Origin of the sequence: Burkholderia sp. 22313, from assembly GCF_052045245.1 — a bacterium.
GTDB lineage: Bacteria > Pseudomonadota > Gammaproteobacteria > Burkholderiales > Burkholderiaceae > Burkholderia.
Window position 1 is genome coordinate 48,567 of sequence record NZ_JBQEON010000016.1, and the last position, 23,920, is coordinate 72,486.

Genomic DNA, 23,920 nt, shown 5'->3' on the forward strand with positions numbered 1-23,920 from the left:
GAGAGTGCCACGAGGACGACGATGTCCGCGCTTCGAATCGATCAGACATTGCTCGAGGCAGCGCAAACCGTGTTGGCGGAAAACGAGACGCTGTCTGCGTTCGTCGAATCGACGCTGCGCGATGCGATTGCACGCCGGCGCTTGCAGCGCGAGTTTGTCGCGCAAGGCGTGTTGTCGGCAGATGAGGCGCGGCGCACAGGTGAGTACGTCGACGCCGCAGAAGTCCAGGTCGAACTTGGGACGATGCTGAAAGCCGCGCGTGCAGCGAAGACGACGGGTTAGACGATTGGTGTCGATCGACGCGCAGCTCGAATGAGTCACGATCCTTGCCGGTCGACATCAGCGGGAAGTCACTACCACTGACACTCACTGCAGCGGCATTCCGCCGCCGCTGCTTTGCCCGCCTTACCCCTCCGTCCGCGACGTCCCCCGTCCGTCATGCGCAAGCGCCACATGCGCGGACGCCACCGGAATATCCACCTCGACCGTCGTGCCTTCGCCGAGCGTCGTATCGATCCGCAGCGTGCCGCCGACGAGGTACGCGCGCTCGCGCAGGCCGACCAGGCCGAACGATCCCGACTTGCGCGGCGCACCGGGATCGAAGCCCGCACCGTCGTCGCGAATCGTCAGCGTGATCGTCTCGTCCCGATAAGCCAGCGCCACGCTCGCATTCGACGCGGCCGCGTGCCGCGCGACGTTCGCGAGCGCCTCCTGCGCGATGCGGAACACGGCCGTCGCATACGGTTCGTCGAGCTGCAGCTCGCCCGGTTCGACGTGCAGCGCGCACGCGATCCCGTGACGGTGCCGGAAATCCGCCACGAGCCATTGCATCGCGGCCGCGAAGCCGAGGTCGTCGAGCATCAGCGGACGCAGGTCCGACGCGATGCGCCGCGTGGCCGTCACCGCGCCGCGCGCGAGCGCATGCATGGTCGCGATCTTGCGGGCCAGCGACGCATCGTCCTGCGGCACGTGATCCAGCAGCCATTCGAGATCGTTCTTGAAGGTCGCGAGCGTCTGCGCGAGTTCGTCGTGCAGTTCGCGCGCGATGCGGCGCTGTTCGGCCTCGCGCGCGGTCGCGCTGATCGCGGCGATTTCGCGCAGATCCTCGCGCGACGCCTGCAGCGCCCGCTCCGCGCGCACGCGCTCCTCGACTTCGCGCCGCAGGTCGCGGTTCGACGCACTCAACTGCGCGGTGCGGGCCGCGACGCGTTGCTCGAGCCGTTCGTTTGCCTCGTTGAGCTGCGCGCTCTTCTGCACGACGAGCAGATGCTGATAGCGCGCACCGGCCAGCGCGCGCACCGTCTGCGCATGCAGCCGGCCGTTCTCGAACAGCAGCGCGAACAGCACGACGCCCGACGCGACGAGGCCGTACGTGCGTCCCGCGTAGAAGCCGAGGTCGAAGCGCCCGTGGTTGAGCATCGCCGACAGTGCAATGTCGAACAGCCACGCGACGAGCACGATCATCACCCACAGATCGAGCACGGAATGGCGGCGCCGGTGCCGCCACATCAGCACGAGCGCGGCGAGGTTCAGCGCCCAGACGGTCGTGATCGCGTGCGTCATCGTCGCGGCCATCCGGTTGCCCTGCATGATGCGCGGCAGCAGGTCCTGGCCGGCGGTCGCGAGCAGCGCGAGCGCGACGGTCGCGCCCGCGACCGACACGATGCAGAGCAGGACCGGAATCGCCGCGCGGCGCTGCTCGAGCGACGGCGGCCGGGTGCGCGGCGCGGCGCGCAGCAGCACGTACGCGGCGACCGCCAGCGGAAAGCCGCCGTGCCAGAACAGATACAGCCACGCGGTGGTCTGTTCGCCGGCGCCGAGCAGGCCCGTCGGCGTGAACAGCCCCGGAAAGGTCAGCATGTGCGTGCCGGCCATGAAGCCCGTGAACAGGTAGCCGCTCGCGAGCGCGAGCAGCGATTTCTCGCGCAGGATCGCGTACTGGCCGAGCAGCAGGCCGGCCGTCACCATGTCGTTGACGACGATCGCCGACTGGTACGCGGGAATGAAGCCCCATACCCGCGCGAGCGGCATGCCGGCGAACGGCGCGAGCGAGACGAAGATCACGGCCGACACGATCACCATCGCGATCGCGAGCCGCCGCTCGCGCCGGCCGGGCGGCAGCGACGACATGAACAGGCGCGACGGGTCCGGCGCGTCGTCGTCGGCTTCGGCGGGGGCGGAGCGAAAGCGGAATGCGGTCATCATGCGTCGTCGACACCGAGGTCGAGATCGTGGCGCATCGCGTAGCGCACCAGTGCGGCTTCGTGCGGCAGCGCCATTTTCTCGAGAATGCGCGTCTTGTAGGTGCTGACCGTCTTCGCGCTCAGCGTGAGTTCCGACGCGATCCGCGTGACCGTCTGGCCCGCGACGATGCGGCGCATCACGTCGAGTTCGCGCGCCGACAGCCGTTCGTGCGGCAGCAGGTCGGCCGGCGCGCGCAGCGTGTGCGCGAGGCTCTCGGCGGCCGACGGGCTGACGTACACGCCGCCGGCCGCGACCTTGGAGACGGCCTCGACGAGCTCGGCGGTCGCGCTGTCCTTCGTCAGGTAGCCGGTCGCGCCGGCCTTGAACGCGCGTGCCGCGTACTGCGCCTCCGCATGCATCGTCAGCACCAGCGTGCGCAGCGACGGCGCCTGCTTCTTGACCAGCCGGATCAGCTCGATGCCGGTCGGCGCGGGCATCGACAGGTCGAGCAGCAGCACGTCGGCGGCGCGACGCTCGGCCAGCGCGAGCGTGGCCGCGCCGTCGCTCGCCTCGCCGACGACTTCGAAGCCGCCGGCCGTTTCCAGGATGTGACGCAGTCCGTCCCGCATGACTGCATGATCGTCAGCCAGAATTACCCTGATCATCGCGCGTCCTCTTCGGGATGACGCCGCGGACTCTGCTGCCGGTTGCCGCCGCGGCCGTTCTTCTGACCAATATATTCCGCCGAAGCCGGAAAAGGTGCACCTGCGGAACTTTTTTGAGACATCCGGATGGGGAATGTGTCGTGAAACGAAATAATCGGCATGAAATGGTACAGGTGATAGGGCCAGAGGGGGCGGGTATTCCCGAGGAATTGTCGCCGTCGGGCGGTCGCGGAGCCTCGCGGGCCGGCATGATTCAGAGATAAACTGGTGCCCGATTGCACCGTCTTGTCCCGACCCGAGGAGCCTCCACGATGATCGATCTCGCCGACATCCTGCCGTCCGCGCTGCCCGATGCCGTCGCATGGGCCGACGCGCAGGCGGCGCACGGGCTCGCACAGGGCGTGCCGCTGACGCCCGCGCAGGCCGACGACGCGCGCACCGTGGGGGTTGCGCAACCGGAGCGGATCCGCGTTGTGGTCGCCGACCGGCTGCCGTTTCCCGACACGCCGGCGCTGGGCGCGATCGCACGCGACACCGGGCTGCTGTCGCCCGGGACGATCGGCCTGACGCTCGGCCATGCGGTGTTCGTGCTGCGCGGTCACGACACGCGGCGCCTGCTCACGCATGAATTCCGCCACGTGCATCAGTACGAGGCGGCCGGGTCGATTGGCGCGTTCCTCGCGCGCTATCTGCGCGAGATCGCGACGGTCGGTTACCACGACGCGCCGCTCGAGGCCGACGCGCGGCAGCACGAGTTCGACTGACGCCGACGGCCGGCGCGAACGCGCGCATCATCCTCCGATGAACCTTTTCCACGCCAGCGTCGGCACGGTGCAGGCACGCCGTGCCGCCATGCCGCGCCGCCCGCGATGAGCGACACGATCCACGCCTGGCTGGGCGCGATCGGCGCACACCCGGCACTCGTGCTGGCGGTGGTGTTCGCCACCGCCAGTGCCGAGGCGATCGCGCTGATCGGCACGGTCGTGCCGGCCGGCGCCGTGATGTTCGCGGCCGGCACGCTGATCGGCGCGGGCGCGCTCGACCCGTGGGCGACGATCGGCATCGCGGCAGCCGGCGCGGTCGTCGGCGACGGCATCAGCTACGAGCTCGGACGCCACTACCGCGGCACGATCCGCAACGGCTGGACCCGCCTGGGCTACACGGACGCCTTTGCGCGCGGCGAGCAGTTCGTGCTGCGCCACGGGATCAAGAGCATCGTGCTCGCGCGCTTCCTGGCGCCGGTGCGCGCGGTCGTGCCGGTCGTGGTCGGCTGCGCGACACTGCCGCGCCGGACGTTCTATCCGGTCAACGTCGTGTCCGCGCTGATCTGGGCGCCCGTGCACGTCGCGCCGGGCATCCTGTTCGGTGCGTCGGCGGCGCTGGCCGCCGCGATCAGCGTGCGGGTCGCCGCGATTCTTCTGGTGGTCGCCGCGCTGGTCGCGCTCGTGTGGTTCGGCGTGCGCCTGGCGCTGCGGCGCGGCTGGCCGTTGCTGTGCCGTGCGGCCGGCGCGGCCGTGCATGGGTGCGCGCGCCGCTGGCCGCGCGTCGGCGGCTGGCTGCACGACACGATCGGCAAGGTACGTCGCCTGCCGGGCGCGGTGCCCGTGTTCGCGCTGCTGTTCGTCGGCTGCGTGTGGCTGTTCGCCGGCATCGTGCAGGACGTCGTCGCGAACGATCCGCTGGTGCACGCCGACATCACGCTGTATGCGTTCCTGCAGAACCTGCGCACGCCGCCCGTGGATGCCGCGATGCGCGCGCTCGCCGTGCTGCACGGCCACGATACGGGGCTGATCGTCGCGGCGGCGTTTCTCGTCTGGCTGATGATTCATCGCTGCTGGGTGACGTCGGCGTGGTGGCTCGCGACGGTCGGCATCGCGATCGTGCTCGTGCCGGCGTTCGGCGTGGGCCTGCCCGGCACGACGCCCGCGAGCCTGCCGCCGGGCGCGCCGCACATGCCGCTGCCGGACGCCGATGCGGCGTTCGCGATGCTCGCGAGCAGCGGCATCGGCTGGGTCGTCACGCGCGACCGGCCCGTGCTGTGGCGCATCCCGGTCGTGACGGCGGTGGTGCTGTGGATCGTGCTCGGCGGTTTCGCGCGGCTGTACGTCGGCGATACGTGGCTGTCGGGCCTGCTCGGCGGCTGGAGCCTTGGGCTGGCGTGGTTCGCGGTGCTGGCGGGCGCCTATGCGTACTGGCAGGTGCGCGAGCACGTGCAGCCGCGGGGCGCGCTCGTCGCGGTGCTGGTCGTGCTCGCGACGGCCGGCGTGTGGACGGTGCCCGCGCAATGGCAGCTCGATCGTGCGGCGCGGCCGCACGTGGGCGACGTCGTCGCGATGACCGTCGACCAGTGGCTGCGCGGCGGATGGCAGCGCGTGCCGACGTGGCGCACCGAGATCGGCGGCGATCGCGAGGAATATCTGCCGCTGCAATGGTGCGCGACGTCGGATACGCTCGATCGCCATCTGTCGCTCGCCGGCTGGCAGCGCGCGACGCCCTGGTCGCCCGCCACCGCGCTGCGCTGGCTGCTGCCGCAGGCGCCGGCCGAGACGTTGCCCGTGCTGCCGCGCTACACGCACGGCGAGAGTACGCGGCGCGTGTTCGTGCGGGTCGATCCGGCCCGTCCGGACAGCCGCCTCGTGCTGCGGTTGTGGCGTTATCCGTACGTGCTGCAGGATGCGCTCGGCATGCGGCCGCTGTGGTACGGCGCGCTGTATCGCGAGACGTTGCATCGGCCCGTGCGGCTGATGACGATCGTGCATACGACGACGGTCGACGATGCGGCGACGATCGCGCAGGCGTTGAACGTCGAGCCGAGGATCGAGCAGCCGCCCGCGGGGATGAGCACGGCGCCGCCGGCGATGCTGCTCGTGTGGATGGTGCAGCCTTGAAACGCGGGCGCGGCGTCAGGCGTGTGCGGATGCGGCCGGTTGCGCGGGGACGACGGACAGGCGCAGGCCGACCGTCTTGAGCACGGCGAGCAGGGTCTTCAATGTCGGGTTGCCGTTCGGCGACAGCGTGCGATACAGCGCCGGGGTACGCGCCGTGCGGGGAGGGACTGATCGAACAGCCGACCCGCCGGCGCCCCGCCGCTCGACGCGACGGGCCACCCGGCGGGTGCAACCGTGTTACTGCTTCGCGGGCGCGGCCGCCGCGACCTTGTCGAGCGCGGCCGGGATGAAGGCGTCGAGCTGCGCGGTCACCGATTCGTAGAAGTCGATCGGCTTGCCCCATGCATCGGGCACGTCCTTGTGCGCGCCGGTCGCGTATTCGGCGAGCGTGAACACCTTGCCGGCGGCCGACGGATAGAGCGCGAGCACCTTCTCCTTGTGCTTGTCGGTCATCGTCAGGATCACGTCGGAGTGCTTGATGTCGTTCGCGCTCAGTTGCACCGAACGATGCGCGGACGTGTCGATCCCGCGCCGCTTCATCAGGATCACGCCGTTTTCCTCGGGCTTTTCGTCATACGGATCCTCGTCGACGGCGCGCGAGATCACCGCGATATGCGCATGCCGTTGCGCGATCAGTTGCCCGGCGATCGCCTCGGCCATCACGCTGCGCCCGGTATTGCCCGTGTCGACGAACGCAACCTTCTTCGGTTCGTCCGCGAATGCCGACGTCGCGCACTGGACGCCCAGGCAACAGAGCAGGGCCAGCGTCTTGAGGGTGTGGCTTCTTTTCATTAATTTCTCCGCCTTGGTGGGATAGCCGCCGCGGCGTTGCGCCGAGGCGTGCGGAGATCATGCCGGCCGTGCGTGTCGGAAAAAAATAAACGGCCGGTTTTGGCAAGAGGGTGTCGCATGGTTGCAAGCGGGCTCGGCGATCCGCGCCTGTCGCTGACCGAGGTGGCCGAGCGGCTCGGCTTCAGCGACCTGCCGGGTTTCTCGCAGGCATCAAGCGCTGGTATGGTGTGCCGTCAGGCACCTATCGCAGCGGTCTGCTGCGATACGGCGGCGCGCACTGACGCTGTGCGATGCCGCCTGCGTAGCCCCCTGCGTTACCCCCAACCCCATCACGAGAGAACCCGCATGATCACGCTTCGCCCGATGACCGAAGAGGACTTCCCCCGCTTCTGGCCCACGTACCGCGCGATCGTCGCCGCGCAGGAGACCTACGCATTCGATCCGGCGCCGACGCGTGAAGCCGCCCGCGCGCTGTGGCTCGATGCGCCGCTCTGCACGTGGGTCGCCGAGGAGGACGGCGTGCTGCTCGGCTCGTACTATCTGAAGGCGAATGCGGCCGGACCCGGCAATCACGTGTGCAATTGCGGCTATATGGTCAGCGAAGCCGCGCGCGGCAAGGGCGTCGCGCGTCTGATGTGCGAGCACTCGCAGCAGGTCGCGCGCGAACGCGGCTTCCTCGCGATGCAGTTCAACTCGGTGGTCGCGACGAACGAGGTGGCGGTGGCGCTGTGGCAGAAGCTTGGCTTCGACATCGTCGGCCGCTTGCCGCGCGCGTATCGTCATGCGCGGCTCGGCTTCGTCGATTGCCTCGTGATGTTCAAGTGGCTCGGCGACGCGGCGGCCGCCGACGCCTGATTCCACGGTCAGACGGCGAACGCGCCGTCGAACACGATCGAACCCTGCAGGCCGGTGACGTGCGTCGCGATCTCGCCGGGCACGACGCCGTCTCGCCGCGCGGTGCGCACCGGTCTCGCGGCGGGTCAAGTATCATCGGCCGATCGGCGCGCACGCGTCGGCTGTCCGGACCGGCGCACGCCATCGACAAGACGGTTTCCGCATCGACGACGCCACGGCCCAGGTTCCAGATCGCCGGTCTGTTGCGCCGCGTCGGCGTTGCGGGCGCCAGGCCCGTACCGGGCCCGAACCACGACGGAGACACCGCGATGCGCGCAGCGCCGCAACCGGAGCACGCCGGCCGAGCACGGCCGGACGCCGGCGCCACCGAACCCGACCGACTGGCCGCGTGGCGGCTCGCGATCGGCCTGTCGCTCGGCAGCGCGATCGCGCTCGGCCTCGCGCGCTTCTCGTATGCGCTGCTGGTGCCGCCGATGAAGGCCGATCTCGGCTGGTCCTTCGCGCAGGCCGGCGCGCTGAACACGGCCAACGCGGCCGGCTACCTGATCGGCGCACTCACGTTTCCGTTCCTGTCGCGGCGCTGGCGCGCCGGCACGCTGCTCGCGTCCGGCTGCGCGCTGACCGCGGTGCTGATGGCCGCCTGCGGGCTCACGTCCGGCATGAACGCGCTGCTCGTCGAGCGGCTCGCGACGGGCGTCGGCAGCGCGCTGATCTTCATCAGCGGCGGCGTGCTGGCCGCGCGGCTCGCGTCGGCGTCGCCGCGCGATGCGGGGCTGCTGCTCGGGCTCTACTACGGCGGCACGGGGTGGGGCATCGTCGCGTCGTCACTGCTCGTGCCCGCGACGCTCGTGCATCGCGCGCACGGCTGGCAGCCGGCGTGGTTCGCGCTCGCGTTCGCGTGCGTGCTCTTTTCGGCGGTGGCCGTGGCGGCGGCGCGCCGCATCGAGCGCGCACACGCGGCACCGGCCGCGCGGCGAGACGGCGCCGCGCCCGCGTCGACCGCGAGCGCCGCGCGCTTCGCGCTCGCGCTCGCGGCCTACGGGCTGTTCGGCGTCGGCTATATCGGCTACATGACGTTCATCGTCGCGCTGCTGCGCGGCGCGGGCATGAGCGGGACAATCGTGTCCGCGTTCTACGTGATGCTCGGCGTCGCGACCGTCGTGTCGGCGCGACTGTGGTCGGGGCTGCTCGACCGGATGCGCGGCGGCCAGGCGCTCGCGGTGCTCAATGCACTGCTCGGCGTCGCGACGCTGATGCCGGCGCTGTTCGTGCATCCGGCGGCCGCGTTCGCGTCGGGCGTGCTGTTCGGTGCGACGTTCCTGTCGGCGGTCGCGGCGACGACCGCGTTCGTGCGTCACAACCTGCCGCCGGAAGGCTGGGCGAAAGGGATCAGCGCGTTCACGACGATCTTCGCGTTCGGGCAGATCGCCGGGCCGGTCGCGATCGGCTGGGTGTCCGACAGCGCGGGTCTCGCGCGCGGTCTCGTGTATTCGGCGCTGACGCTGTTCGCGGGCGCGGCGCTCGCCGCAGGACAGCGCGCGTTACGGGCTCCGTCCGCGTAGCACTGCGTGCGCGCGCGTCCGGCGAGCCCTGGATCGTTGCCGCTACGGCTGCACGCAGGCAGCACGCGACACGCGATGAAACGCGCGGCTGAAATAGATCAGGCTGTCGCCATCGTGGCGCACGCGGATCGACGTCGCCTCGATGAACATCACCGAATGCGAGCCGACTTCCTTCATCTCGGCGATCGTGCCCTGCAGGCTCGCGAGCGCGTCGCGCAGCACGGGGACATCCTGCTCGCCGCGATCCCATACCGGCAGTTCGAAGCGCCGTTCCATCGGCAACGCCGTGAGCCCCGCGAAATGCCGCGCGAGCAGTTCGTGCTCGGCCGGCAGCACGTTGATGCAGACGTGACGATTGCGCTCGAAGATCGCATGCATCGCACTCGACCGGTTCAGGCACACGAGCAGCGTCGGCGGCGTGTCGGTGACGGAACAGACGGCGCTCGCGGTGATCCCGCAGCGGCCGTGCGGCCCCGCGGTGGTGATCACGTTGACGGCCGCGCCGAGGTGGGCCATCGCTTGCCGGAAGGCCTTTTGCGCGTCGGTGGGTTCGGCGCGCGCCGGTTGCGGGGTATCGGTCGTTGCGGACATGGGCGCTCCTGGGTGAGTGGGGGCGGCGATCGTGCAGGCGATGGATGCGGCAGCGGATCGTCGACGGTTGACCCAAGCGTACGTCGCGAAAAAGCCGGTGAACATTCGCACGATTGACGATGAAGCGGGCGTTCCCGCCAACGCGTCTAAAGGTTCTACCTAGATCCGCGGCGCGGCGCGCGGAAAAAATGCGATCGCGCGCCGGTGCGGTACGTAAAGGGGTATTCAGCGCATTTCCGGCTCGTTATGATGTGCCGCACACCCCGACGAACGACGCCGGCTTCACACGCGGCGCGTGCGATGCCAATACCGATATCTTGCGAGACACCCGATGACGTCACCCGCTCCGATCGTATACATCGTCGACGACGACAGCGGCATGCGGACGTCGCTTGCCTGGTTGCTCGAATCGGTCGGCATCGCGTCCGAAGGGTTCGCGAATGCGGCCGACTTTCTCGCGCGCTTCGACGTGAACCTGCCCGCCTGCCTCGTGCTCGACGTGCGGATGCCGGAGAAAAGCGGCTTCGACGTGCAGGCGGAATTGAACGCGCGCGGCGCGACGCTGCCGGTGATCTTCGTCAGCGGTCATGGCGACATTCCGATGTCGGTGCGTGCGCTGCAGAACGGCGCGATCGATTTCGTCGAGAAGCCATACAACTCGCAGCAGATGCTCGAGCGCGTGCAACGCGCGCTGCGGCTCGCGCACCAGCGGCACGCGGTCGACCAGCGGCACCGCGCGCTGCGCCAGCGGCTCGATGCGCTGACCGCGCGCGAGAAGGAGGTGCTGCGCGGTGTCGTCGACGGCAAGGGCAGCAAGCAGATCGCGTCGGACCTGTCGATCAGCGTGAAGACCGTCGACGTCCATCGTGCCAGCATCAAGGAGAAGCTCGGCGCGACGTCGATCGCCGCGCTGGTGCGCGACGTGATGGTCGTGTGGGGCGACGACGGGGAGTCGTCGCGCTAGCGGGTCCTGCGCATACGCGGACAGGTTGGCGCGCACACGGCACGCCAGGCACACGCACCGCGCGCGCGATGCCTGCCGCCGTTCAGCGCATGTACAACCCGCCGTTGATATCCCAGCACGCGCCGTTCGCGAAATGCGCATCGCCCGCCGCGAGCAGCACGGCCGCATCCGCGACGAATCCGGCCGATCCGAGCTTGCCGCCCGGCAGGCTCGCGAGCACCTGCCGCAATTTTTCCGGCGCGACGCTTTCATGGACGATCGGCAGATCGAGCGGCCCCGGCGAGATCGCATTGACGGTCACGCCCTGCGCGGCGAGATCGCGCGCGAACACCTTGGTCAGCGTCAGCGTGCCGCCCTTCGCGGCCGCATAGTGCGCGCCCGTCGCCGAGCCGCCGTTCTGCCCGGCGAGCGACGCGATGTTGACGATGCGGCCCGCGCCACGCGTCGCGAAGTACTGGCCGAACACCTGGCAGCCGAACAGCACGCTGCGCAGGTTCACGTCGATCACCTGGTCGAACTGCTCGGCCGTGATGTCCATCGCCGGCACGACCTTCGATGCGCCCGCATTGTTGACGAGCACGTCGATCGTGCCCCAGCGCGCGACGAGCACATCGCGCGCGGCCTCGAAATCGCGTTTCGACGTGACGTCGAGCGGCAGCGCGATCGCGCGTTCGCCGCTCGGATCGAGGTCGTGCGCATGCGCGTGAATGGCATCGGCGGCAATGTCGGCCAGCGCGACGCGATAGCCGGCTGCATGAAAGCGTTCGGCGATGACGGCGCCGAGCCCGCGCGCGGCGCCGGTGACGAGAACGACTCGATCTGACATGGTGCGTGCTTCCCTGGTTCGCGGGCGCGTGCAGCGTACCGCCGCGCCCGCATCGTGATTCATGCGGCGAGTGCCGCTTCGAAGTGTGCCGCGATCGCGCACACCTGTTCGTCCGCGCCCTTGCGTCCGACGATCTGCAGCCCGGCCTTCAACGGGGTGCCCGCGAGCGGCAGCGGCAGGCTGAGCGCCGGATGGCCGCTCAGGTTGAACGGCCGGATCAGCGACGACATCGCGATGACCGACACGCCGTCGCGTGCCTGCGCCAGCGTGATCGGCAACGCGGGCAGTGTCGGCAGCACCAGCACGTCCGCGTGTTCGAGCGCGGCGTCGACCTGTGCGGTGAAGCGTGCGCGCACGGCTTCGGCTTCGGCGAGCGCGGCCGGTGTCGTGTTCGCGGCCATGCGCAGCCGGGCATCGAGATCCGCGCCGAGCTTGCCGGTTTCGACGAGATGGCCGAACGCGCGCGACGTTTCCGCATTGATGACGGCGAGCCCCGCGGTGAAGGCGTCGGGCATTGCGTCGAGCACGACATCGTGCGCGCGCAGGCCCGCCGCACGGAGCGCCGCGTCGAGCGCGGCGGCGATCGCCGGCTCGGCGTCGACGATCACGCGGGCGATCGTGCAGCCGGCAGCAGGCGTGGCCGCGCGCGCCGGATCGAAGCCCGGCGCGATGGCCGCCATCACGGCCGCGAGGGTGCGCAGCTCGCGTGCGAACGGCCCGACGCAATCGAGCGTGGTGTCGGCGGGCGCGACGCCGCGCCGCGACACGCGGCCGAATGTCGGCTTGAGGCCCGCCACGCCGCAGCATGCAGCCGGCCCGCGAATCGAGCCGCCGGTATCGGTGCCGAGCGCGGCGTCCACCACGCCGAGTCCGACGAGCGACGCCGACCCGCTCGACGAGCCGCCCGGAATGCGCGCCGGATCCTGCGGATTGACCGGCGTGCCGGTGGTGTCGTTGACGCCGGTCATGCCGAACGCGAGCTCGTGCATGTTCGCCTTGCCGGCGATCTGCCAGCCGGCGTCGAGCAGCAGGCGGACCACGTCCGCGTGCTGCGCGGCGGGTGGCGCGTCGGCGAGCGCGCGGCTGGCCGCGCGGGTCGGATGGCCGGCGATGTCGATCGTGTCCTTGATCGCGATCGTTGGGCCCGGGCCGCCCAGCGTGAAGGTGTCGATGAAGCCTGTCATGGTGCGATGGCGTGCGAGCAGGGAGAAAGGGTTCAGGACCGCGGCGCGGCGGCGAGCGGCCACGGGCCGTTCAACACGCGCTCGGTGCGGAAATGGCGGATCAGCCAGGTCGAGCCGTCGTCGGCCGGCGCAAAATCGATCGTCAGCCGCGCGGCGATCAGTTCGGCCGTGCCGTCCGCATAGCGCGATGCCTGCAGCATGATCCAGCGGCCGCGCGCGGTCGCGCGAGCGAGGTCGACGTCGATCGACTCCGACGTCAGGAAGTGCAGGTTCGCCGCGAAATGCGGATCGGGCGGCAGGTAGCGGCGCAGCATCGCGACGATCGCGTCGGTGCCTTCGAGGCGGCCGAACTTGCGCGCGTACTGCGGGCCGATGCCTTCCCATACCGCATCGGCCGTGAACAGTGCGGCGAGCGTCGCGCCGTCGCCGGCATCCTCGGGCACGTCGCACAGCGCCATGTAGCGCGTGATCGTCGCGCGCACCGCGCGTTCGGCGTCGAGCGCCGCCACGCGTCGCGCAAGCGCGTCGAGTGTGTCGAGCGCATCGAGCGCGCGCGTCGAAGCGGATTCGCTCATCGCGCGCCTCACGCCGCGGGCTTCGCGGCCGGCGGCACGGTCAGCGCACGGCCGACGCGCGCCTCGATCTTGCCGTAGCGCCACAGGTTGTATTCGCCGACAGGCGTCGTGCGATACAGGTTGCACACGGCCACCGTCGTGTCGAAATCGGCGACGTCGGCCATGATGTAGAACGTCCACGGCGCGCTGTCGGCCTGGCCAACGACGAGGCGATCGTCATCCATCACGCCGAGCACGCGCACGCCGGGCATTGCCTCGACGGCGGCGAGCATCGCGCCGTACGCTTGCCACACTTCGCCGATCTTCTCGCGCGGCAGGTCGAAGAAGTTTTGCGACACGCCGCAGCAGAACAGCACGCGCAGCGGCAGCGGATTCGAATCGGACATGACAGGTTCTCCTGAAGAAAGGGGGCGGCGTCGTCGACATCGAGCGACGCGGATTACAGATAGCCGGGGAACGGCGTGACGCCGGTGAACACCGCGCCCGCGCCGTCGAAGTTGCCTTCGCCGAGAAACGCGTGCTGCGTGACGACCATCGCGTCGCGCAGCAGGCGTTGCAGCGGATGCGTGCGATAGATCGCGGCCGTGCCGCCGAGCCGGTACGCGCGCTCGACGACGCTCGCGCCTTCGCGGGCGATCTGCGTGGCCGCGAGCCGCAGCAGGCTGACCTGCTCGGCCGTCACGGGGTTGCCGGCGAGGATCGATTGCCAGACCGAGTCGGTCGCGTCGTAGAAGAACGCGCGCGCCGAGCGCAGCTGCGCCTCGGCCTTCGCGAGCTCGATCCGGTAGTACGCGCGATCGGCGAGGCGCGGTGCGCCGGTCGTCGTTTGGCGGCCGCCCGACATCCGGTTCACGACGTCGAGCGCCGCGCGCGCCAGCCCGAGGTTGACCACGGCGAGCACCTGCGCCGCATAGGCGACGGTCGGATAGCGGTACAGCGGCTCGTCGACGGTCGGCTCGCCGCCGCGCACGAAGGTCCAGGCTTCGGGCACGAAGCGGTCGTCGACGCGCAGGTCGTGGCTGCCGGTGCCCTGCATCCCGACCACGCTCCAGTTCTCGACGATCGCGACGTCGGCGGCGCGGAACACGGCCGTGCGCGGCTTGTTCGGCGCGGCGTCCTGCGCGCCGGGCACGGCGATGCCGACGCCGAGCCAGTCGGCGCCCTTGCAGCCGCTCGCGAACTTCCACGTGCCGTTCACGCGCCAGCCGCCGGGCGCCGCCTGTGCCGGCTGCACCGGGAACAGCCCGCCCGCGAACACCTGGTCGGGGCCGCTCGCGTACAGCTCGGCCTGCGTCGCGAGCGGCAGCGCGGCGAGATACACGTTGGCCGAGCCGAAGCTCGCGACCCACGCGGCCGATCCGTCGGCGGTCGCGATTCGCTCGATCATGTCGAGGAACGCGGTCGGCGCGAGCGCATCGCCGCCGAAGCGGCGCGGCGTGCCCGCGCGATAGAGGCCGGCTTCCTTGAACAGCGCGATCACGTCGCGCGGCACGTGCGACAGGCGGTCGAATTCGTCGCGGCGCGCGGCGACGATCTCGAGCACCGCGTCGAGCGGCGACACCCGCGCGGCCGCTTCGCGGACCGCATGCGGCGAGGGGGGCGCGGCGTCGATGGCGAGGGCGGCGTTGGGCATGACTGTCTCCTGGGGATGGGGTTCGATTGCGGGGGCAAGACGATGCAGCCAGTCTAGAAACGCCGAAAACACGCAGCAATTGGTGCGTAGGGCCGCGCGACTGGTGTCGCTCCGTGCCGGACTAAAGAAATCTTCAGATGCGGGCCGCGCACGCCGGTGCTATGTTGGACCTCCGGCCGCGCGACGCCGCGCGCCTTCATCCGATTCCGCCGATCATGAGTTTCCCCGACGAAGACGATTTCCACCGGCTGCTCGACGCATTGACCACCTGCGTGCTGCTGCACGATGCGCAGACGAAGGCGATCGTGTGGGCGAACCGCGCCGCGTGCATCGCGCTCGGCTTTTCCGTCGAGGAGCTGCTGCCGCTGAAGGCGCCGGACATGACGCGCCCCGAACCGAAATACCGGCGCGAGATCGCGGTGGGCGCATGGGATCGCGCGCTCGTCGACGGGCCGCAGGTGTACGAATGGTGCTATCGATCGCGAACGGGCGTCGACATGCTGTCCGAGGCCACCGCGACCTACGTGCCGCTGGGTGGGCGCGACGTCGTGATGGTGCAGTTCCGCGACATCAGCGCGGAAGAGGCGGTCCGCCAGCAGCTGCACCGCTACGAGGCGCGGCTGCGCGAATTCATGCAGGACCTCGACGAAGGCATCGCGGTCGTGACGCCGCATGGCGGCGTGCAGTTCATCAGCGAGTCGGGCCGCCGCGTGCTCGGGCTCGCGCCCGACGAAGCGCTCGGCGCGGTGCTCGACTACTGTTCCGAGGCCGATCGCGACCGGCTCGTCGCGCAGCTGCGCGACGCGCCGTCGGCGCACCCGTCCGCGCCGCAGCGCTACCGGATCGTGCGGCGTGACGGCTCGCCGTGCTGGCTGCGCATTCTGTGCCGGCAGGTCGAGATCGAAGGCGATCTCGACGGGCTGCTCGTGCAGTTCCGCGACGTGAGCGACGAAGTCGCGATCGAGAACGCCCGGCGCGCCGAGGCGCGGATGCTCGAATACGCGGGGCGCTACAACGCGATGGGCGAGATGGCGAGCGTGATCGCGCACGAGCTGAGCCAGCCGCTCGCGGCCGTGCGCAACTTCATCGAGGGCGCGGTGCAGCGGTTGAACGCGCGCGGCGCCGTCGACGATGCGATCTGGGGGTTGCGCAGCGCCGATCGGCAGGCCGAGCATGCGGCGCTGATCATCAAGAGCGTGCGCGAGTTCATCGTGAAGCGGGAGCCGGTCGTCGCGCTCGCCGACTTGCGCGAGATCCTCGCCGACGTCGCGTATTTCATCGAGCTGCGCGCGAAGGAAGCGGGCGTGACGGTCGCGATCGTGCAGGCCGCTGCGCCGCTGCCGATCCGATGTGAACGCGTGCTGATCGGGCAGGTGATTCTCAACCTTGCGTTCAACGCGATCGAGGCATTCGCCGGCTGCGAGCGCGCGCCGTGCACGCTGACGCTCGGCACCGCGAACGTCGGCGGGCAGGCGGAACTGCGCGCGATCGACAACGGGCCGGGTATCGCCGAGGACGCGCACGACCGGCTGTTCGACGGCTTCTCGTCGTCGAAGGCCGGCGGCAACGGCATCGGGTTGTCGCTGTGCAAGAGCATCGTCACGCGCCACGGCGGGCGCATCGGCGCGAGCCCGGTCGAAGGCGGCGGGCTCGACTGCCGCGTGACGCTGCCGCTCGCCGACACGCACGCCACGGCAGGGTAGCGACGCGCGGCGCACGATCAGCGCCCCAACGCCCGCGCGGTTTGGCCGCCGATCCCGAAGTCGGTGTTCGGGATGTCCTTGATGATCACGCGTGTCGCCTGCAATGGCGCATCGAGCACGTTCGCGGCGGCGTCGGACAGCGCGGCGATCAACGCACGTTTCTGCTCGTCGGTGCGGCCGGCGATCAGGATCGCGACGATCACCGGCAGCGACGGCGGCGCGCCGTCGGCGGCCGTGCGCCCGCCAAGGCCGATCTGCGTGGCCGGCAATTCGGTGAGCAGCACGCGCACCGATTCGATCGGTGCGCCGATCGCGTCGACGGTCGCACCGCTGAGCCGCGCGATCAGCTCGGCCTTGCGCGCGTCGTCATGGCCGGCCGGCAGGAAAACTTCGAGTGTGGGCATGGTCGTCCGGAAAGGTGAAGGTGACCGGTTCACCGTTGCCGATTCGGCGGCGAACCGGCCGCCGCTTACAGCAGGAAGCCGATCGCGCTGAGCGCTTCGGTCGAGTCGATCAGGCGCACGACCTTTTCCGCGATCCGCATCTCGCCGTCGGCATCGACGTGCAGCTTGTGCGTGACGTCGGCCGCGAACAGCGTGGCGACGCCGCGCTTGTACGCGACCACGACCTGCGCGGATTTCAGCTCGACGGTGCCGGCACTGCTGCTGTCGAGCGTGAAGCGCGACACGGTGCGCACCGTGCGCGCGGCGTCGGTGGCCGATGCCGAGTAACCGGACACCATGCGCTGCACGCGCTTCTCGCGCATGTCCTGATCGTCGAACACGTAGTTCAGCGTCGCCGCGAAGTCGGTCGTATCGGGATCGATCGGCACCACGTAGTGGCCGGCCGGATCCCACAGGTCGAGCCATGCGCGATAGTCGCGGCGGTCGAGCATCTCGGCCTCGCGCCACACGAATTCGACCGCGCGGGCGAAGGTCTGCTCGGAAAGGAGGGCGTTGCGGTCGTCCATCATTGTTGCTCCATCATCTTGCGCCATTGCTGGTAGGCCTCGCGCATGCCCGTCTCGTCGGTCGCATGCGCGGTCTTCTCGCCGTTCGCGGCGGTCGTTTCGCGGTTCAGCCCGCGGTTCACGAGAATCGGCACGTCGGGGCCCGCATGCGCGCCGCGCTGCACGCGCTCCCACGCTTCCGCGTCGTCGGGGCTGCCGAAGCCGAACGGGCCCTGGAAGTGCTCGTGAATGCGCAGCCGCTCGCGGTTCGCTTCGTCGGGGCCGCCGTCCATCGCGAGCGCGACGTGGCGGATCTCGGTCTCGTTCGCGGAGATCGGCCGCAGCACGCGGAAGAACGCCATCGACAGCGCGAGGTTCGGGAACAGGTTCAGGTTGAAGCCGACCCCCATCAGCGAGCGCACGATGCGGCGCACTTCGTCCGGCGCATGGCGCTCGGCGAGCTTCTCGGCGAGCGGCGCGAAACGCTCGGGCAGCGGCGCGCCGTCGTCCTCGTCGAGATCGATCAGCTCGGGCATCAGCACCGCGAGGCTGTGGCCGTTGCCGAGCCCGCGGCAGAACGCGTCGTCGCTCGTCATGAAGCTCGTGATCGCGGCGGCCGTCTCGTCGTCGATCGACTTCATCCACGACTTGTGCACGACGGGGAAGTGATAGAGGTCGGTGGTGTTCTCGAGCTGGATCTTCCAGTTGCCCTTGAACTTGAACTTGTGCTCGCCGTTCGCCTTGATCGGGTAGCCGGCGCCCTGTTTCATGAACAGGTCGATCCACGGCTTCGCGCCGCCGAGGAAATCCTCGAGCGGCTCGATCGCATCGTTGAAGCTCGCGAACACCAGCCCCTGGTACACGCCGACGCGCAGCTTCACGAGCGGCAGGTCGCCTTTCTCGCACACGCCTTCGTAGCCGTCGCCGTACGGCAGCGCGCGCAGCGTGCCGTCGAGCGCGTACGACCAGCTGTGATACGGGCACGTGAAGCCCTTCGCGTTGCCCTTGTGCGATTCGCACACGGTCGCGCCGCGATGGCGGCAGCGGTTCTGCAGCACGTTGATCTCGCCGGTCCTGTCGCGCACGACGATCACCGGCTGGCGGCCGATCGTCGTCGTGATGAAGTCGCCCGGGTTCGGCAGCTCGCTCTCGTGCGCGACCCAGATCCAGGTGCGGTAGAAGATGCGGTCGAGCTCGGCTTCGAACAGCGCGGGATCGTGATACATCGCGGGCGCGATGCGGTCGGGCTGCGCGAGACCATGCAAGGCGCGGGTGTCGATCGTCTGGTAGGCAATGTCGCTCATCGTCGTCGTGGGGAAAGAGTCGCGAAATCGGGCTGCGCTCAAGGTGCAGCGTCGGGAGACCAGTCTCGTCTTCTGCTATATATCCGTCAAATTGATCTAAAATTACCAATCAGATAAATGCGGCAAATGATGGAGGTTACGATGACGTCGGTCGATCATCTCGATCTGAACCTGTTGCGCGTATTCCAGGCGATCGTCGAGGAACGCAGCCTGACGAAGGCCGGCGAGCGGCTCGCGCTGTCGCAGCCCGCCGTCAGCTATTCGCTCGGCCGGTTGCGCACGCTGTTCGACGATCCGCTGTTCGTGCGCACGCGCGCCGGGATGCAGCCGACGCCGGTCGCGCTCGAGCTCGCGGGGATCGTCGGCAAGGCGCTCGACATGGTGCGGGTCGCGCTGCGCTATGCGGAGCGCTTCGATCCGGCCACCAGCACGCGTACGTTCCGGTTGTCGCTGTCCGATGCGGGCGAGATGGCGTACCTGCCGGCGATCTGCCAGGCGCTGCGCGAACGCGCGCCACGCGTGACGTTGAGCGTGCAGCCGCTGCCGGTGGAGGAGATCGAGGAAGCGCTGCGCGCGAGCCGGCTCGACTTCGCGATCGGCAACCTTCCGGAGCTGATGTCGCGCACGCGCCACCAGGTGCTGTTCGAGGAAACCTACGTGTGCATGACGGCGCGCCGGCGCGGGGTGCCGGCCGGCGCGGCGCTGAGCCTCGAGCAGTTCGTGCGCGCCGCGCACGTCAACGTGAAATCGGTCGAGCACAGCCACCACGCGCTCGACGATGCGTTGCGCGCGCAGGGGGTGGGCCGCAACATCGCGCTCGAAGTGCCGCACTTCGTCGCGCTGCCGAGCGTGCTGTCGGTCACCGATCTCTACGCGACGCTGCCGAAGCGGCTCGCGCAGATCCTGAACCGCGACAACGCGTTTCGCCTGTACGCGCTGCCGGTGACGCTGCCGCCCGCGCCGGTCACGATGCACTGGCACGAGCATTTTCACGAGGACGAGGGGATCGCGTGGATGCGTGCGCTGCTGGCGGAGATCGTCGAGCGGTTCGACGAATGACGGCCGGGTGGTGCCCGCGTACCGGCGCGGCAGTACATCAGCGCACCGACGCACCAACGAGACAACGCGTCAACACATCACAGATCGAGGACGAGCACCGCCGAGCGCGCACGCGACACGCAGCAGCAGATCACCGTGTTGCTCGCGCGTTCGGCCTTGCTGAGGCAGTGATCGCGATGATCGGGTTCGCCGTCGAGCACCGGCACCATGCAGGTGCCGCACACGCCTTCGCCGCATGAGGTATCGACCTCGATGCCGATGCGCGCGAGCGCGTCGACGATCGATGTGTCGGGCGCAACGCGCACCGCTTGGCCGCTGCGTTGCAGGCGCACTTCGAAGCCTTCCGCCGGAGCGGCATCCGCGGCGGCGTCGGCCGCGGCCGGTTCCGCCGCGAAGCGTTCCAGGTGAATCGCGTCTTCGGGAAGCCGCGTCGCCGCGGCAGCGACGACCGCATCCATGAACGGCCCGGGCCCGCACGTATAGACATGCGCGTTCGCGTCGATCGACTCGACGCAACGACCGAGTTTCGCGGCCAGCGCATCGGGTTCGATCCCGTAATGGAACGTCACGTGCGACGCGAACGGTTCGGCCGACAGTTCGTCGACGAAGGCCGCATGCTCGCGGCTGCGCGCGAAATAGTGCAACCGGTAACGCGCGCCGCGCTGCGCGAGCGCGTACGCCATCGACAGCAGCGGCGTGATGCCGATTCCGGCCGCGACCAGCACATGCTCGCTCGCGTCGTCCGCCAGGCGAAACAGGTTGCGCGGCGCGCCGATCGACAGCTCCGCGCCGACGCACACGTCGTCGTGCAGCGAGCGCGAGCCGCCGCGCGACTGCGCTTCCTTCTTCACCGCGAACAGATAGTTGCCGCGCTCGTCGGGGCGGCCGCACAGCGAGTATTGCCGCGTGACGCCGGACGGCGCGGTGACGTCGATATGGGCGCCCGGCTCATACGCGTCGAACGGCTGGCCGTCGACGCGCGAGACCCGGAAACAGCGGATGTCCTGCGCCGCGTCGATCAGCGCGTCGATCCGGACCTGGTGGCGGTTCGCTTGCATGGGGTGTTCCGTGGGGTAGGGAGGAAACCGGCGCGGCAGGCACCGCGCCGTCATGCAACCGAGAATAGGGATGGGCATCGCATAAATCAAATCGATAAAAAAACGATGCCGGCATCAGTGAGGTGGATGATGGTTGGCGGCCCGATCGTCGGCGGTCAGCGTGCGGCAACGGCGCTGCCGCCGTCGACGGCCGCATCGACCGAAGCCGCAGCCGCAGCCGCGGCCGACGCATGGCCGTGCTCGCGCTCGAGACTGCGCCGATATTGCCGGCAACCGAGCGCCAGCAGCAGCGCGGCGAGCGTGGCCGCCGCGACGTTGACGATCGACATCGAATGGCCGACCGCCGCCGGCGCGCCGAACACGCGATCGGTGAACAGCGCGACGACGGTCGTGCCGATCCCGAGCGCGATCAGGTTCGACACGAGCAGGAACAGGGCGGAGATCTGCGCGCGCATCTGGTTCGGTGCGAGCGTCTGCATCGCGGCGGTCGACGTCGGCATCGGGAACGACGCGAAGAACATCGCGACGACGAGCATCGCGAGCGACGCGGGCCGGCTGTCGAGCTGCGTGAACAGCGTCGCGGGAATCACCATGCACGCGGCGCCGATCGCGCCGGCGCGCATCGGTGCGTCGCTGCGGCCGCGGCGCAGCAGCCAGTCGTTGAGCCAGCCGCCGCAGAACACGCCGGCGGTGTTCGCGACGAGCAGCACGATGCCGAGCGTGTAGCCGGCTTCGACGGCCGTCATCCCGAAGCGGCGGATATAGAACGCGGGCGTCCAGCTCAGCAGGCAGTACAGCGTCATCGCATAGAACGAGAAACCGAGGTAGTGGCACGCGAAGGTCGCACGATGCGTGCCGACGAAGCGCAGCGAATCGCGCATCGACACGCGCCGCACGGCGCCCGAGCGATCCTGCGCGAGCCCCTTGCGCTGCGGGTCGCGCACGGTCGCGGCGAACAGCAGCGCGACCAGCAGCCCCGGCAGCCCCACGATCAGGAACGTGACCTGCCACGCATGCACCTGCCCGACGACCGGCAGCGTGAACGCGCTCGCGTGCTTGAGCAGCGCGATCACGTAGCCGCCGATCAGGAACGCGACGCCGCCGCCGATGAACGAGCCGAGCGAATACACGGCGATCGCGCGGCCGAGCTTCTCCTTCGGAAAGTAGTCGGCGAGCATCGAATACGCGCCGGGCGACAGCGCGGCCTCGCCGACGCCCACGCCCATCCGCGCGATGAACATCTGCACGAACTGCTGGCTCATCCCGCACGCGGCGGTCGCGACGCTCCACAGCGCGATGCCGAGCGCGATGATGCGCGGCCGCGCGTAGCGGTCGGCGAGATACGCGACGGGCAGCCCCATCACCGCGTAGAACAGCGAGAACGCGAAACCGTTCAACAGGCTGAACTGCGTGTCGCTCAGGTGCAGGTCGCGCTTGATCGGTTCGATCATCAGGACGAGCACCTGGCGATCGACGAATGAAAAGACATACGCGAGCATGCAGATGACGACGACATACCATTCGTACGTATAGCGCTTGCCGTCGGCAGCGCGGGCCGTGGGTGCGGACATGCGGATTCTCCAGGAGCGGGCGGTGGGGATGCGCGGCGGCAGCCTGGCTGGCCGGGCGCCGGCGCGGCGCGAAAGCGTGCGGGTGACACGATCGGAGATGCAGCGTAGTCGGCCAAATTCGGCCGCCATAGCCGGAGTGACAGCCGCGCCACACGGAGCTTTACCGACCCGGATAAAGAAAACACCGAGACCGTGCGCGCTCGCCGCCGCGCCGCGCACGTGCGGCGGGGCGCGCGCGCATCATGCGGCACGTCTATAAGCGTTATAGAGCGGGTTGCGTCGACATCCGAAATTGTCGTTCCTAGACTCGGCCCGTTTTTGATCGGCAGCGTTCGCGTCCGAAGGCGAGCGCGCTTCACCTCAAGCTTCACATCAAGCGGCGCGATGCCGACCGGCGCCGCAATTTCCACGGGACGACGCACATGAACCATCCGAACGGGCGAGCCGACCGGCTCGCCGCCCCTCTTGCCACGCTGGTTGCCGCACTCCTCGCGAGCGCGGCGCTGCCGGCATGCGCGCAATCGAGCGTGACGCTCTACGGTCGCATCGACACGTCGATCGAATACGCGAACGCCGGGCCGAACCACGTGACGCGCATGGGCAGCGGCAACCTGTGGGCGTCGCAGTGGGGCTTGAGGGGCGTCGAGGATCTCGGCGGCGGTTACGCGACGATCTTCAAGCTCGAAGACGGGTTCAACGCGGCGAGCGGCGCGCTGTCGAACAGCAGCGCGCTGTTCGGTCGCGAAGCGTGGGTCGGCATGACCGGGCCGTTCGGCGGCGTGCAGTTCGGCGAGCTCTACACGATCGTGCACACCACGCTCGTCACGTACAGCCTGCCCGGGCTCGGCGCGGGCCTCGCATGGGGCAACGCGACGAACAACTTCGTCGGCCCCGCGTTCCTGCGCGTGCGCAACTCGATGCGCTACACGTCGCCGCGCTACGCGGGCTTCATGCTGCGCGCGATGGCCGCGCGCGGCACCAACGGCGCGGCCGGCCAGCCGGCGACGCTCGGCGACACGTATGGCGCGGGGCTCAACTACGTGCACGGCGGGTTGTCGGTCGACGTCGACTACATGCAGCAGAAGTTCAGCCCGGTGGCGGCGGCCGCGCTCGGCGCAACCCGTTCGGCCGCGAACGGCAACTACACGGTCGGCGCGATCTCGTACGACTTCAACGTCGTGAAGGTCGCCGCGCTGTACATGCGGCATCGCGGCGGCCCCGACGTCGCGGCCGCGATCGACAGCCAGAGCGCGTATCCGCACAGCGACACGATGGAGCTCAGCGCGACGGTGCCGATCGGGCGCGCGTCGCTGCTGTTGAGCGTCGGCCATTACCGGAAGGTCGCCGACAGCGACGGCAACGCCGATTCGTACGGCATCCGGTTCGACTATCCGCTGTCGAAGCGCACGGTGCTGTACACAGGCGCCGCGATGGTGCGCAACGGCGCGCATGCGCGCTTCGTCGTCAATGGCGCGGCCGGCGGCGGCGTCGCGGTCGCCAAACCCGGCGCGACCGCCAGCTCGATCGTCGCGGGCATCCTTACCTCGTTCTGATCGT

Annotated in this window: 23 protein-coding genes and 2 pseudogenes; 10 read left to right on the forward strand and 15 right to left on the reverse strand. The window is 69.5% G+C overall.

Annotated features, from left to right (window positions below):
* Positions 1-21 precede the first annotated feature (21 nt).
* Complete coding sequence (locus ACTJKF_RS15310; RefSeq protein WP_440624353.1) at positions 22-282, forward strand: YlcI/YnfO family protein; 261 nt, start codon at positions 22-24, stop codon at positions 280-282.
* A 123-nt stretch (positions 283-405) separates the two neighbouring features.
* Here the strand turns inward: ACTJKF_RS15310 and ACTJKF_RS15315 are convergent, their stop codons facing one another.
* Positions 406-2,205 carry an MASE4 domain-containing protein gene (locus ACTJKF_RS15315; RefSeq protein WP_440624354.1) on the reverse strand — a complete coding sequence of 600 codons (1,800 nt, stop codon included), beginning with the start codon at positions 2,203-2,205 and terminating at the stop codon, positions 406-408.
* A complete protein-coding gene (locus ACTJKF_RS15320) occupies positions 2,202-2,849 on the reverse strand; it encodes a response regulator (protein WP_440624356.1) in 648 nt (215 codons plus the stop codon). The genes ACTJKF_RS15315 and ACTJKF_RS15320 overlap by 4 nt, the downstream gene beginning before the upstream one ends.
* A 311-nt stretch (positions 2,850-3,160) precedes the next feature.
* Here ACTJKF_RS15320 and ACTJKF_RS15325 point away from each other — a divergent pair, with 311 nt between their 5' ends.
* Both ACTJKF_RS15325 and ACTJKF_RS15330 read left to right on the forward strand, forming a co-directional pair.
* Positions 3,161-3,613, forward strand: coding sequence for a hypothetical protein (locus ACTJKF_RS15325; protein WP_440624357.1), 453 nt, complete (start codon positions 3,161-3,163; stop codon positions 3,611-3,613).
* A gap of 105 nt (positions 3,614-3,718) precedes the next feature.
* A complete protein-coding gene (locus ACTJKF_RS15330) occupies positions 3,719-5,737 on the forward strand; it encodes a VTT domain-containing protein (protein ID WP_440624358.1) in 2,019 nt (672 codons plus the stop codon).
* A 15-nt stretch (positions 5,738-5,752) separates the two neighbouring features.
* Here ACTJKF_RS15330 and ACTJKF_RS15335 read toward each other — a convergent pair.
* Together ACTJKF_RS15335 and ACTJKF_RS15340 are read right to left on the reverse strand one after the other, a co-directional pair.
* Positions 5,753-5,878, reverse strand: a pseudogene (locus ACTJKF_RS15335) (helix-turn-helix domain-containing transcriptional regulator); the annotation flags it as partial.
* Positions 5,879-5,974: 96 nt separating this feature from the next.
* Positions 5,975-6,529, reverse strand: a complete 555-nt coding sequence (locus tag ACTJKF_RS15340; protein WP_440624359.1) for an arsenate reductase/protein-tyrosine-phosphatase family protein — start codon at positions 6,527-6,529, stop codon at positions 5,975-5,977.
* A gap of 117 nt (positions 6,530-6,646) precedes the next feature.
* Between ACTJKF_RS15340 and ACTJKF_RS15345 the strand changes: the two are divergent.
* The 3 genes and pseudogenes from ACTJKF_RS15345 to ACTJKF_RS15355 form a co-directional block, all read left to right on the forward strand.
* A pseudogene (locus ACTJKF_RS15345) lies at positions 6,647-6,810 on the forward strand (AraC family transcriptional regulator); the annotation flags it as partial.
* Positions 6,811-6,874: 64 nt separating this feature from the next.
* Positions 6,875-7,384, forward strand: coding sequence for an N-acetyltransferase family protein (locus ACTJKF_RS15350; protein WP_440624360.1), 510 nt, complete (start codon positions 6,875-6,877; stop codon positions 7,382-7,384).
* Between the two features lie 308 nt (positions 7,385-7,692).
* A complete protein-coding gene (locus ACTJKF_RS15355) occupies positions 7,693-8,946 on the forward strand; it encodes a YbfB/YjiJ family MFS transporter (RefSeq protein ID WP_440624362.1) in 1,254 nt (417 codons plus the stop codon).
* Between the two features lie 42 nt (positions 8,947-8,988).
* On the opposite strand, the gene hpaC is transcribed toward ACTJKF_RS15355, so the two are convergent.
* Entirely contained in the window at positions 8,989-9,537 is a 549-nt protein-coding gene (gene hpaC / locus ACTJKF_RS15360; RefSeq protein ID WP_440624363.1) for a 4-hydroxyphenylacetate 3-monooxygenase, reductase component, read from the reverse strand.
* Positions 9,538-9,868: 331 nt separating this feature from the next.
* Between hpaC and ACTJKF_RS15365 the strand changes: the two genes are divergently transcribed.
* Positions 9,869-10,501: a response regulator transcription factor gene (locus tag ACTJKF_RS15365; protein WP_440624364.1), complete on the forward strand. Its 633-nt coding sequence runs from the start codon at positions 9,869-9,871 to the stop codon at positions 10,499-10,501.
* Positions 10,502-10,583: 82 nt separating this feature from the next.
* Here ACTJKF_RS15365 and ACTJKF_RS15370 read toward each other — a convergent pair whose 3' ends face one another.
* The 5 genes from ACTJKF_RS15370 to ACTJKF_RS15390 are packed head-to-tail and all read right to left on the reverse strand — an operon-like array spanning position 10,584 to position 14,719.
* A complete protein-coding gene (locus ACTJKF_RS15370; protein WP_440624365.1) occupies positions 10,584-11,327 on the reverse strand; it encodes an SDR family NAD(P)-dependent oxidoreductase in 744 nt (247 codons plus the stop codon).
* A 59-nt stretch (positions 11,328-11,386) separates the two neighbouring features.
* Entirely contained in the window at positions 11,387-12,511 is a 1,125-nt protein-coding gene (locus ACTJKF_RS15375) for an amidase (RefSeq protein ID WP_440624366.1), read from the reverse strand.
* Positions 12,512-12,543: 32 nt separating this feature from the next.
* A complete protein-coding gene (locus ACTJKF_RS15380) occupies positions 12,544-13,086 on the reverse strand; it encodes a nuclear transport factor 2 family protein (protein ID WP_440624367.1) in 543 nt (180 codons plus the stop codon).
* 8 nt (positions 13,087-13,094) lie between these two features.
* Positions 13,095-13,472 carry a hypothetical protein gene (locus tag ACTJKF_RS15385; protein ID WP_440624368.1) on the reverse strand — a complete coding sequence of 126 codons (378 nt, stop codon included), beginning with the start codon at positions 13,470-13,472 and terminating at the stop codon, positions 13,095-13,097.
* A 53-nt stretch (positions 13,473-13,525) separates the two neighbouring features.
* Positions 13,526-14,719 carry an acyl-CoA dehydrogenase family protein gene (locus tag ACTJKF_RS15390; RefSeq protein WP_440624369.1) on the reverse strand — a complete coding sequence of 398 codons (1,194 nt, stop codon included), beginning with the start codon at positions 14,717-14,719 and terminating at the stop codon, positions 13,526-13,528.
* Positions 14,720-14,856: 137 nt separating this feature from the next.
* Here ACTJKF_RS15390 and ACTJKF_RS15395 point away from each other — a divergent pair, with 137 nt between their 5' ends.
* Positions 14,857-16,422: an ATP-binding protein gene (locus tag ACTJKF_RS15395; RefSeq protein WP_440624370.1), complete on the forward strand. Its 1,566-nt coding sequence runs from the start codon at positions 14,857-14,859 to the stop codon at positions 16,420-16,422.
* A gap of 17 nt (positions 16,423-16,439) precedes the next feature.
* On the opposite strand, the gene ACTJKF_RS15400 is transcribed toward ACTJKF_RS15395, so the two are convergent.
* The 3 genes from ACTJKF_RS15400 to ACTJKF_RS15410 all read right to left on the reverse strand — a co-directional run bounded on the left by ACTJKF_RS15400 (position 16,440) and on the right by ACTJKF_RS15410 (position 18,675).
* A complete protein-coding gene (locus tag ACTJKF_RS15400; protein WP_440624371.1) occupies positions 16,440-16,826 on the reverse strand; it encodes a tautomerase family protein in 387 nt (128 codons plus the stop codon).
* 65 nt (positions 16,827-16,891) lie between these two features.
* On the reverse strand, positions 16,892-17,395 hold the full coding sequence (locus ACTJKF_RS15405; RefSeq protein WP_440624372.1) for an aromatic-ring-hydroxylating dioxygenase subunit beta: 504 nt from the start codon (positions 17,393-17,395) through the stop codon (positions 16,892-16,894).
* On the reverse strand, positions 17,392-18,675 hold the full coding sequence (locus tag ACTJKF_RS15410; RefSeq protein ID WP_440624373.1) for an aromatic ring-hydroxylating oxygenase subunit alpha: 1,284 nt from the start codon (positions 18,673-18,675) through the stop codon (positions 17,392-17,394). The genes ACTJKF_RS15405 and ACTJKF_RS15410 overlap by 4 nt, the downstream gene beginning before the upstream one ends.
* 141 nt (positions 18,676-18,816) lie before the next feature.
* Between ACTJKF_RS15410 and ACTJKF_RS15415 the strand changes: the two genes are divergently transcribed.
* A complete protein-coding gene (locus ACTJKF_RS15415; RefSeq protein WP_440624374.1) occupies positions 18,817-19,734 on the forward strand; it encodes a LysR family transcriptional regulator in 918 nt (305 codons plus the stop codon).
* A 77-nt stretch (positions 19,735-19,811) separates the two neighbouring features.
* Here the strand turns inward: ACTJKF_RS15415 and ACTJKF_RS15420 are convergent, their stop codons facing one another.
* Both ACTJKF_RS15420 and ACTJKF_RS15425 read right to left on the reverse strand, forming a co-directional pair.
* On the reverse strand, positions 19,812-20,792 hold the full coding sequence (locus ACTJKF_RS15420; protein ID WP_440624375.1) for a PDR/VanB family oxidoreductase: 981 nt from the start codon (positions 20,790-20,792) through the stop codon (positions 19,812-19,814).
* Positions 20,793-20,947: 155 nt separating this feature from the next.
* Positions 20,948-22,363, reverse strand: a complete 1,416-nt coding sequence (locus tag ACTJKF_RS15425; RefSeq protein ID WP_440624376.1) for a spinster family MFS transporter — start codon at positions 22,361-22,363, stop codon at positions 20,948-20,950.
* 422 nt (positions 22,364-22,785) lie between these two features.
* Here ACTJKF_RS15425 and ACTJKF_RS15430 point away from each other — a divergent pair, with 422 nt between their 5' ends.
* Positions 22,786-23,916 (forward strand): porin, encoded by a 1,131-nt coding sequence (locus tag ACTJKF_RS15430; RefSeq protein WP_440624377.1) that lies wholly within the window; start codon positions 22,786-22,788, stop codon positions 23,914-23,916.
* Positions 23,917-23,920: the final 4 nt, after the last annotated feature.

Bases quoted from the DNA above. Each gene is read 5' to 3' on its own strand.
- ACTJKF_RS15410 (WP_440624373.1), bottom strand. From the start codon at position 18,675: ATGAGCGACATTGCCTACCAGACGATCGACACCCGCGCCTTGCATGGT.
- ACTJKF_RS15330 (WP_440624358.1), top strand. From the start codon at position 3,719: ATGAGCGACACGATCCACGCCTGGCTGGGCGCGATCGGCGCACACCCG.
- ACTJKF_RS15355 (WP_440624362.1), top strand. From the start codon at position 7,693: ATGCGCGCAGCGCCGCAACCGGAGCACGCCGGCCGAGCACGGCCGGAC.
- ACTJKF_RS15380 (WP_440624367.1), bottom strand. From the start codon at position 13,086: ATGAGCGAATCCGCTTCGACGCGCGCGCTCGATGCGCTCGACACACTC.
- ACTJKF_RS15430 (WP_440624377.1), top strand. From the start codon at position 22,786: ATGAACCATCCGAACGGGCGAGCCGACCGGCTCGCCGCCCCTCTTGCC.
- ACTJKF_RS15320 (WP_440624356.1), bottom strand. From the start codon at position 2,849: ATGATCAGGGTAATTCTGGCTGACGATCATGCAGTCATGCGGGACGGA.
- ACTJKF_RS15400 (WP_440624371.1), bottom strand. From the start codon at position 16,826: ATGCCCACACTCGAAGTTTTCCTGCCGGCCGGCCATGACGACGCGCGC.
- ACTJKF_RS15425 (WP_440624376.1), bottom strand. From the start codon at position 22,363: ATGTCCGCACCCACGGCCCGCGCTGCCGACGGCAAGCGCTATACGTAC.
- hpaC (WP_440624363.1), bottom strand. From the start codon at position 9,537: ATGTCCGCAACGACCGATACCCCGCAACCGGCGCGCGCCGAACCCACC.
- ACTJKF_RS15315 (WP_440624354.1), bottom strand. From the start codon at position 2,205: ATGATGACCGCATTCCGCTTTCGCTCCGCCCCCGCCGAAGCCGACGAC.
- ACTJKF_RS15395 (WP_440624370.1), top strand. From the start codon at position 14,857: ATGCGGGCCGCGCACGCCGGTGCTATGTTGGACCTCCGGCCGCGCGAC.
- ACTJKF_RS15390 (WP_440624369.1), bottom strand. From the start codon at position 14,719: ATGCCCAACGCCGCCCTCGCCATCGACGCCGCGCCCCCCTCGCCGCAT.
- ACTJKF_RS15385 (WP_440624368.1), bottom strand. From the start codon at position 13,472: ATGTCCGATTCGAATCCGCTGCCGCTGCGCGTGCTGTTCTGCTGCGGC.
- ACTJKF_RS15310 (WP_440624353.1), top strand. From the start codon at position 22: ATGTCCGCGCTTCGAATCGATCAGACATTGCTCGAGGCAGCGCAAACC.
- ACTJKF_RS15370 (WP_440624365.1), bottom strand. From the start codon at position 11,327: ATGTCAGATCGAGTCGTTCTCGTCACCGGCGCCGCGCGCGGGCTCGGC.
- ACTJKF_RS15340 (WP_440624359.1), bottom strand. From the start codon at position 6,529: ATGAAAAGAAGCCACACCCTCAAGACGCTGGCCCTGCTCTGTTGCCTG.
- ACTJKF_RS15415 (WP_440624374.1), top strand. From the start codon at position 18,817: ATGACGTCGGTCGATCATCTCGATCTGAACCTGTTGCGCGTATTCCAG.
- ACTJKF_RS15420 (WP_440624375.1), bottom strand. From the start codon at position 20,792: ATGCAAGCGAACCGCCACCAGGTCCGGATCGACGCGCTGATCGACGCG.
- ACTJKF_RS15365 (WP_440624364.1), top strand. From the start codon at position 9,869: ATGACGTCACCCGCTCCGATCGTATACATCGTCGACGACGACAGCGGC.
- ACTJKF_RS15350 (WP_440624360.1), top strand. From the start codon at position 6,875: ATGATCACGCTTCGCCCGATGACCGAAGAGGACTTCCCCCGCTTCTGG.
- ACTJKF_RS15325 (WP_440624357.1), top strand. From the start codon at position 3,161: ATGATCGATCTCGCCGACATCCTGCCGTCCGCGCTGCCCGATGCCGTC.
- ACTJKF_RS15375 (WP_440624366.1), bottom strand. From the start codon at position 12,511: ATGACAGGCTTCATCGACACCTTCACGCTGGGCGGCCCGGGCCCAACG.
- ACTJKF_RS15405 (WP_440624372.1), bottom strand. From the start codon at position 17,395: ATGATGGACGACCGCAACGCCCTCCTTTCCGAGCAGACCTTCGCCCGC.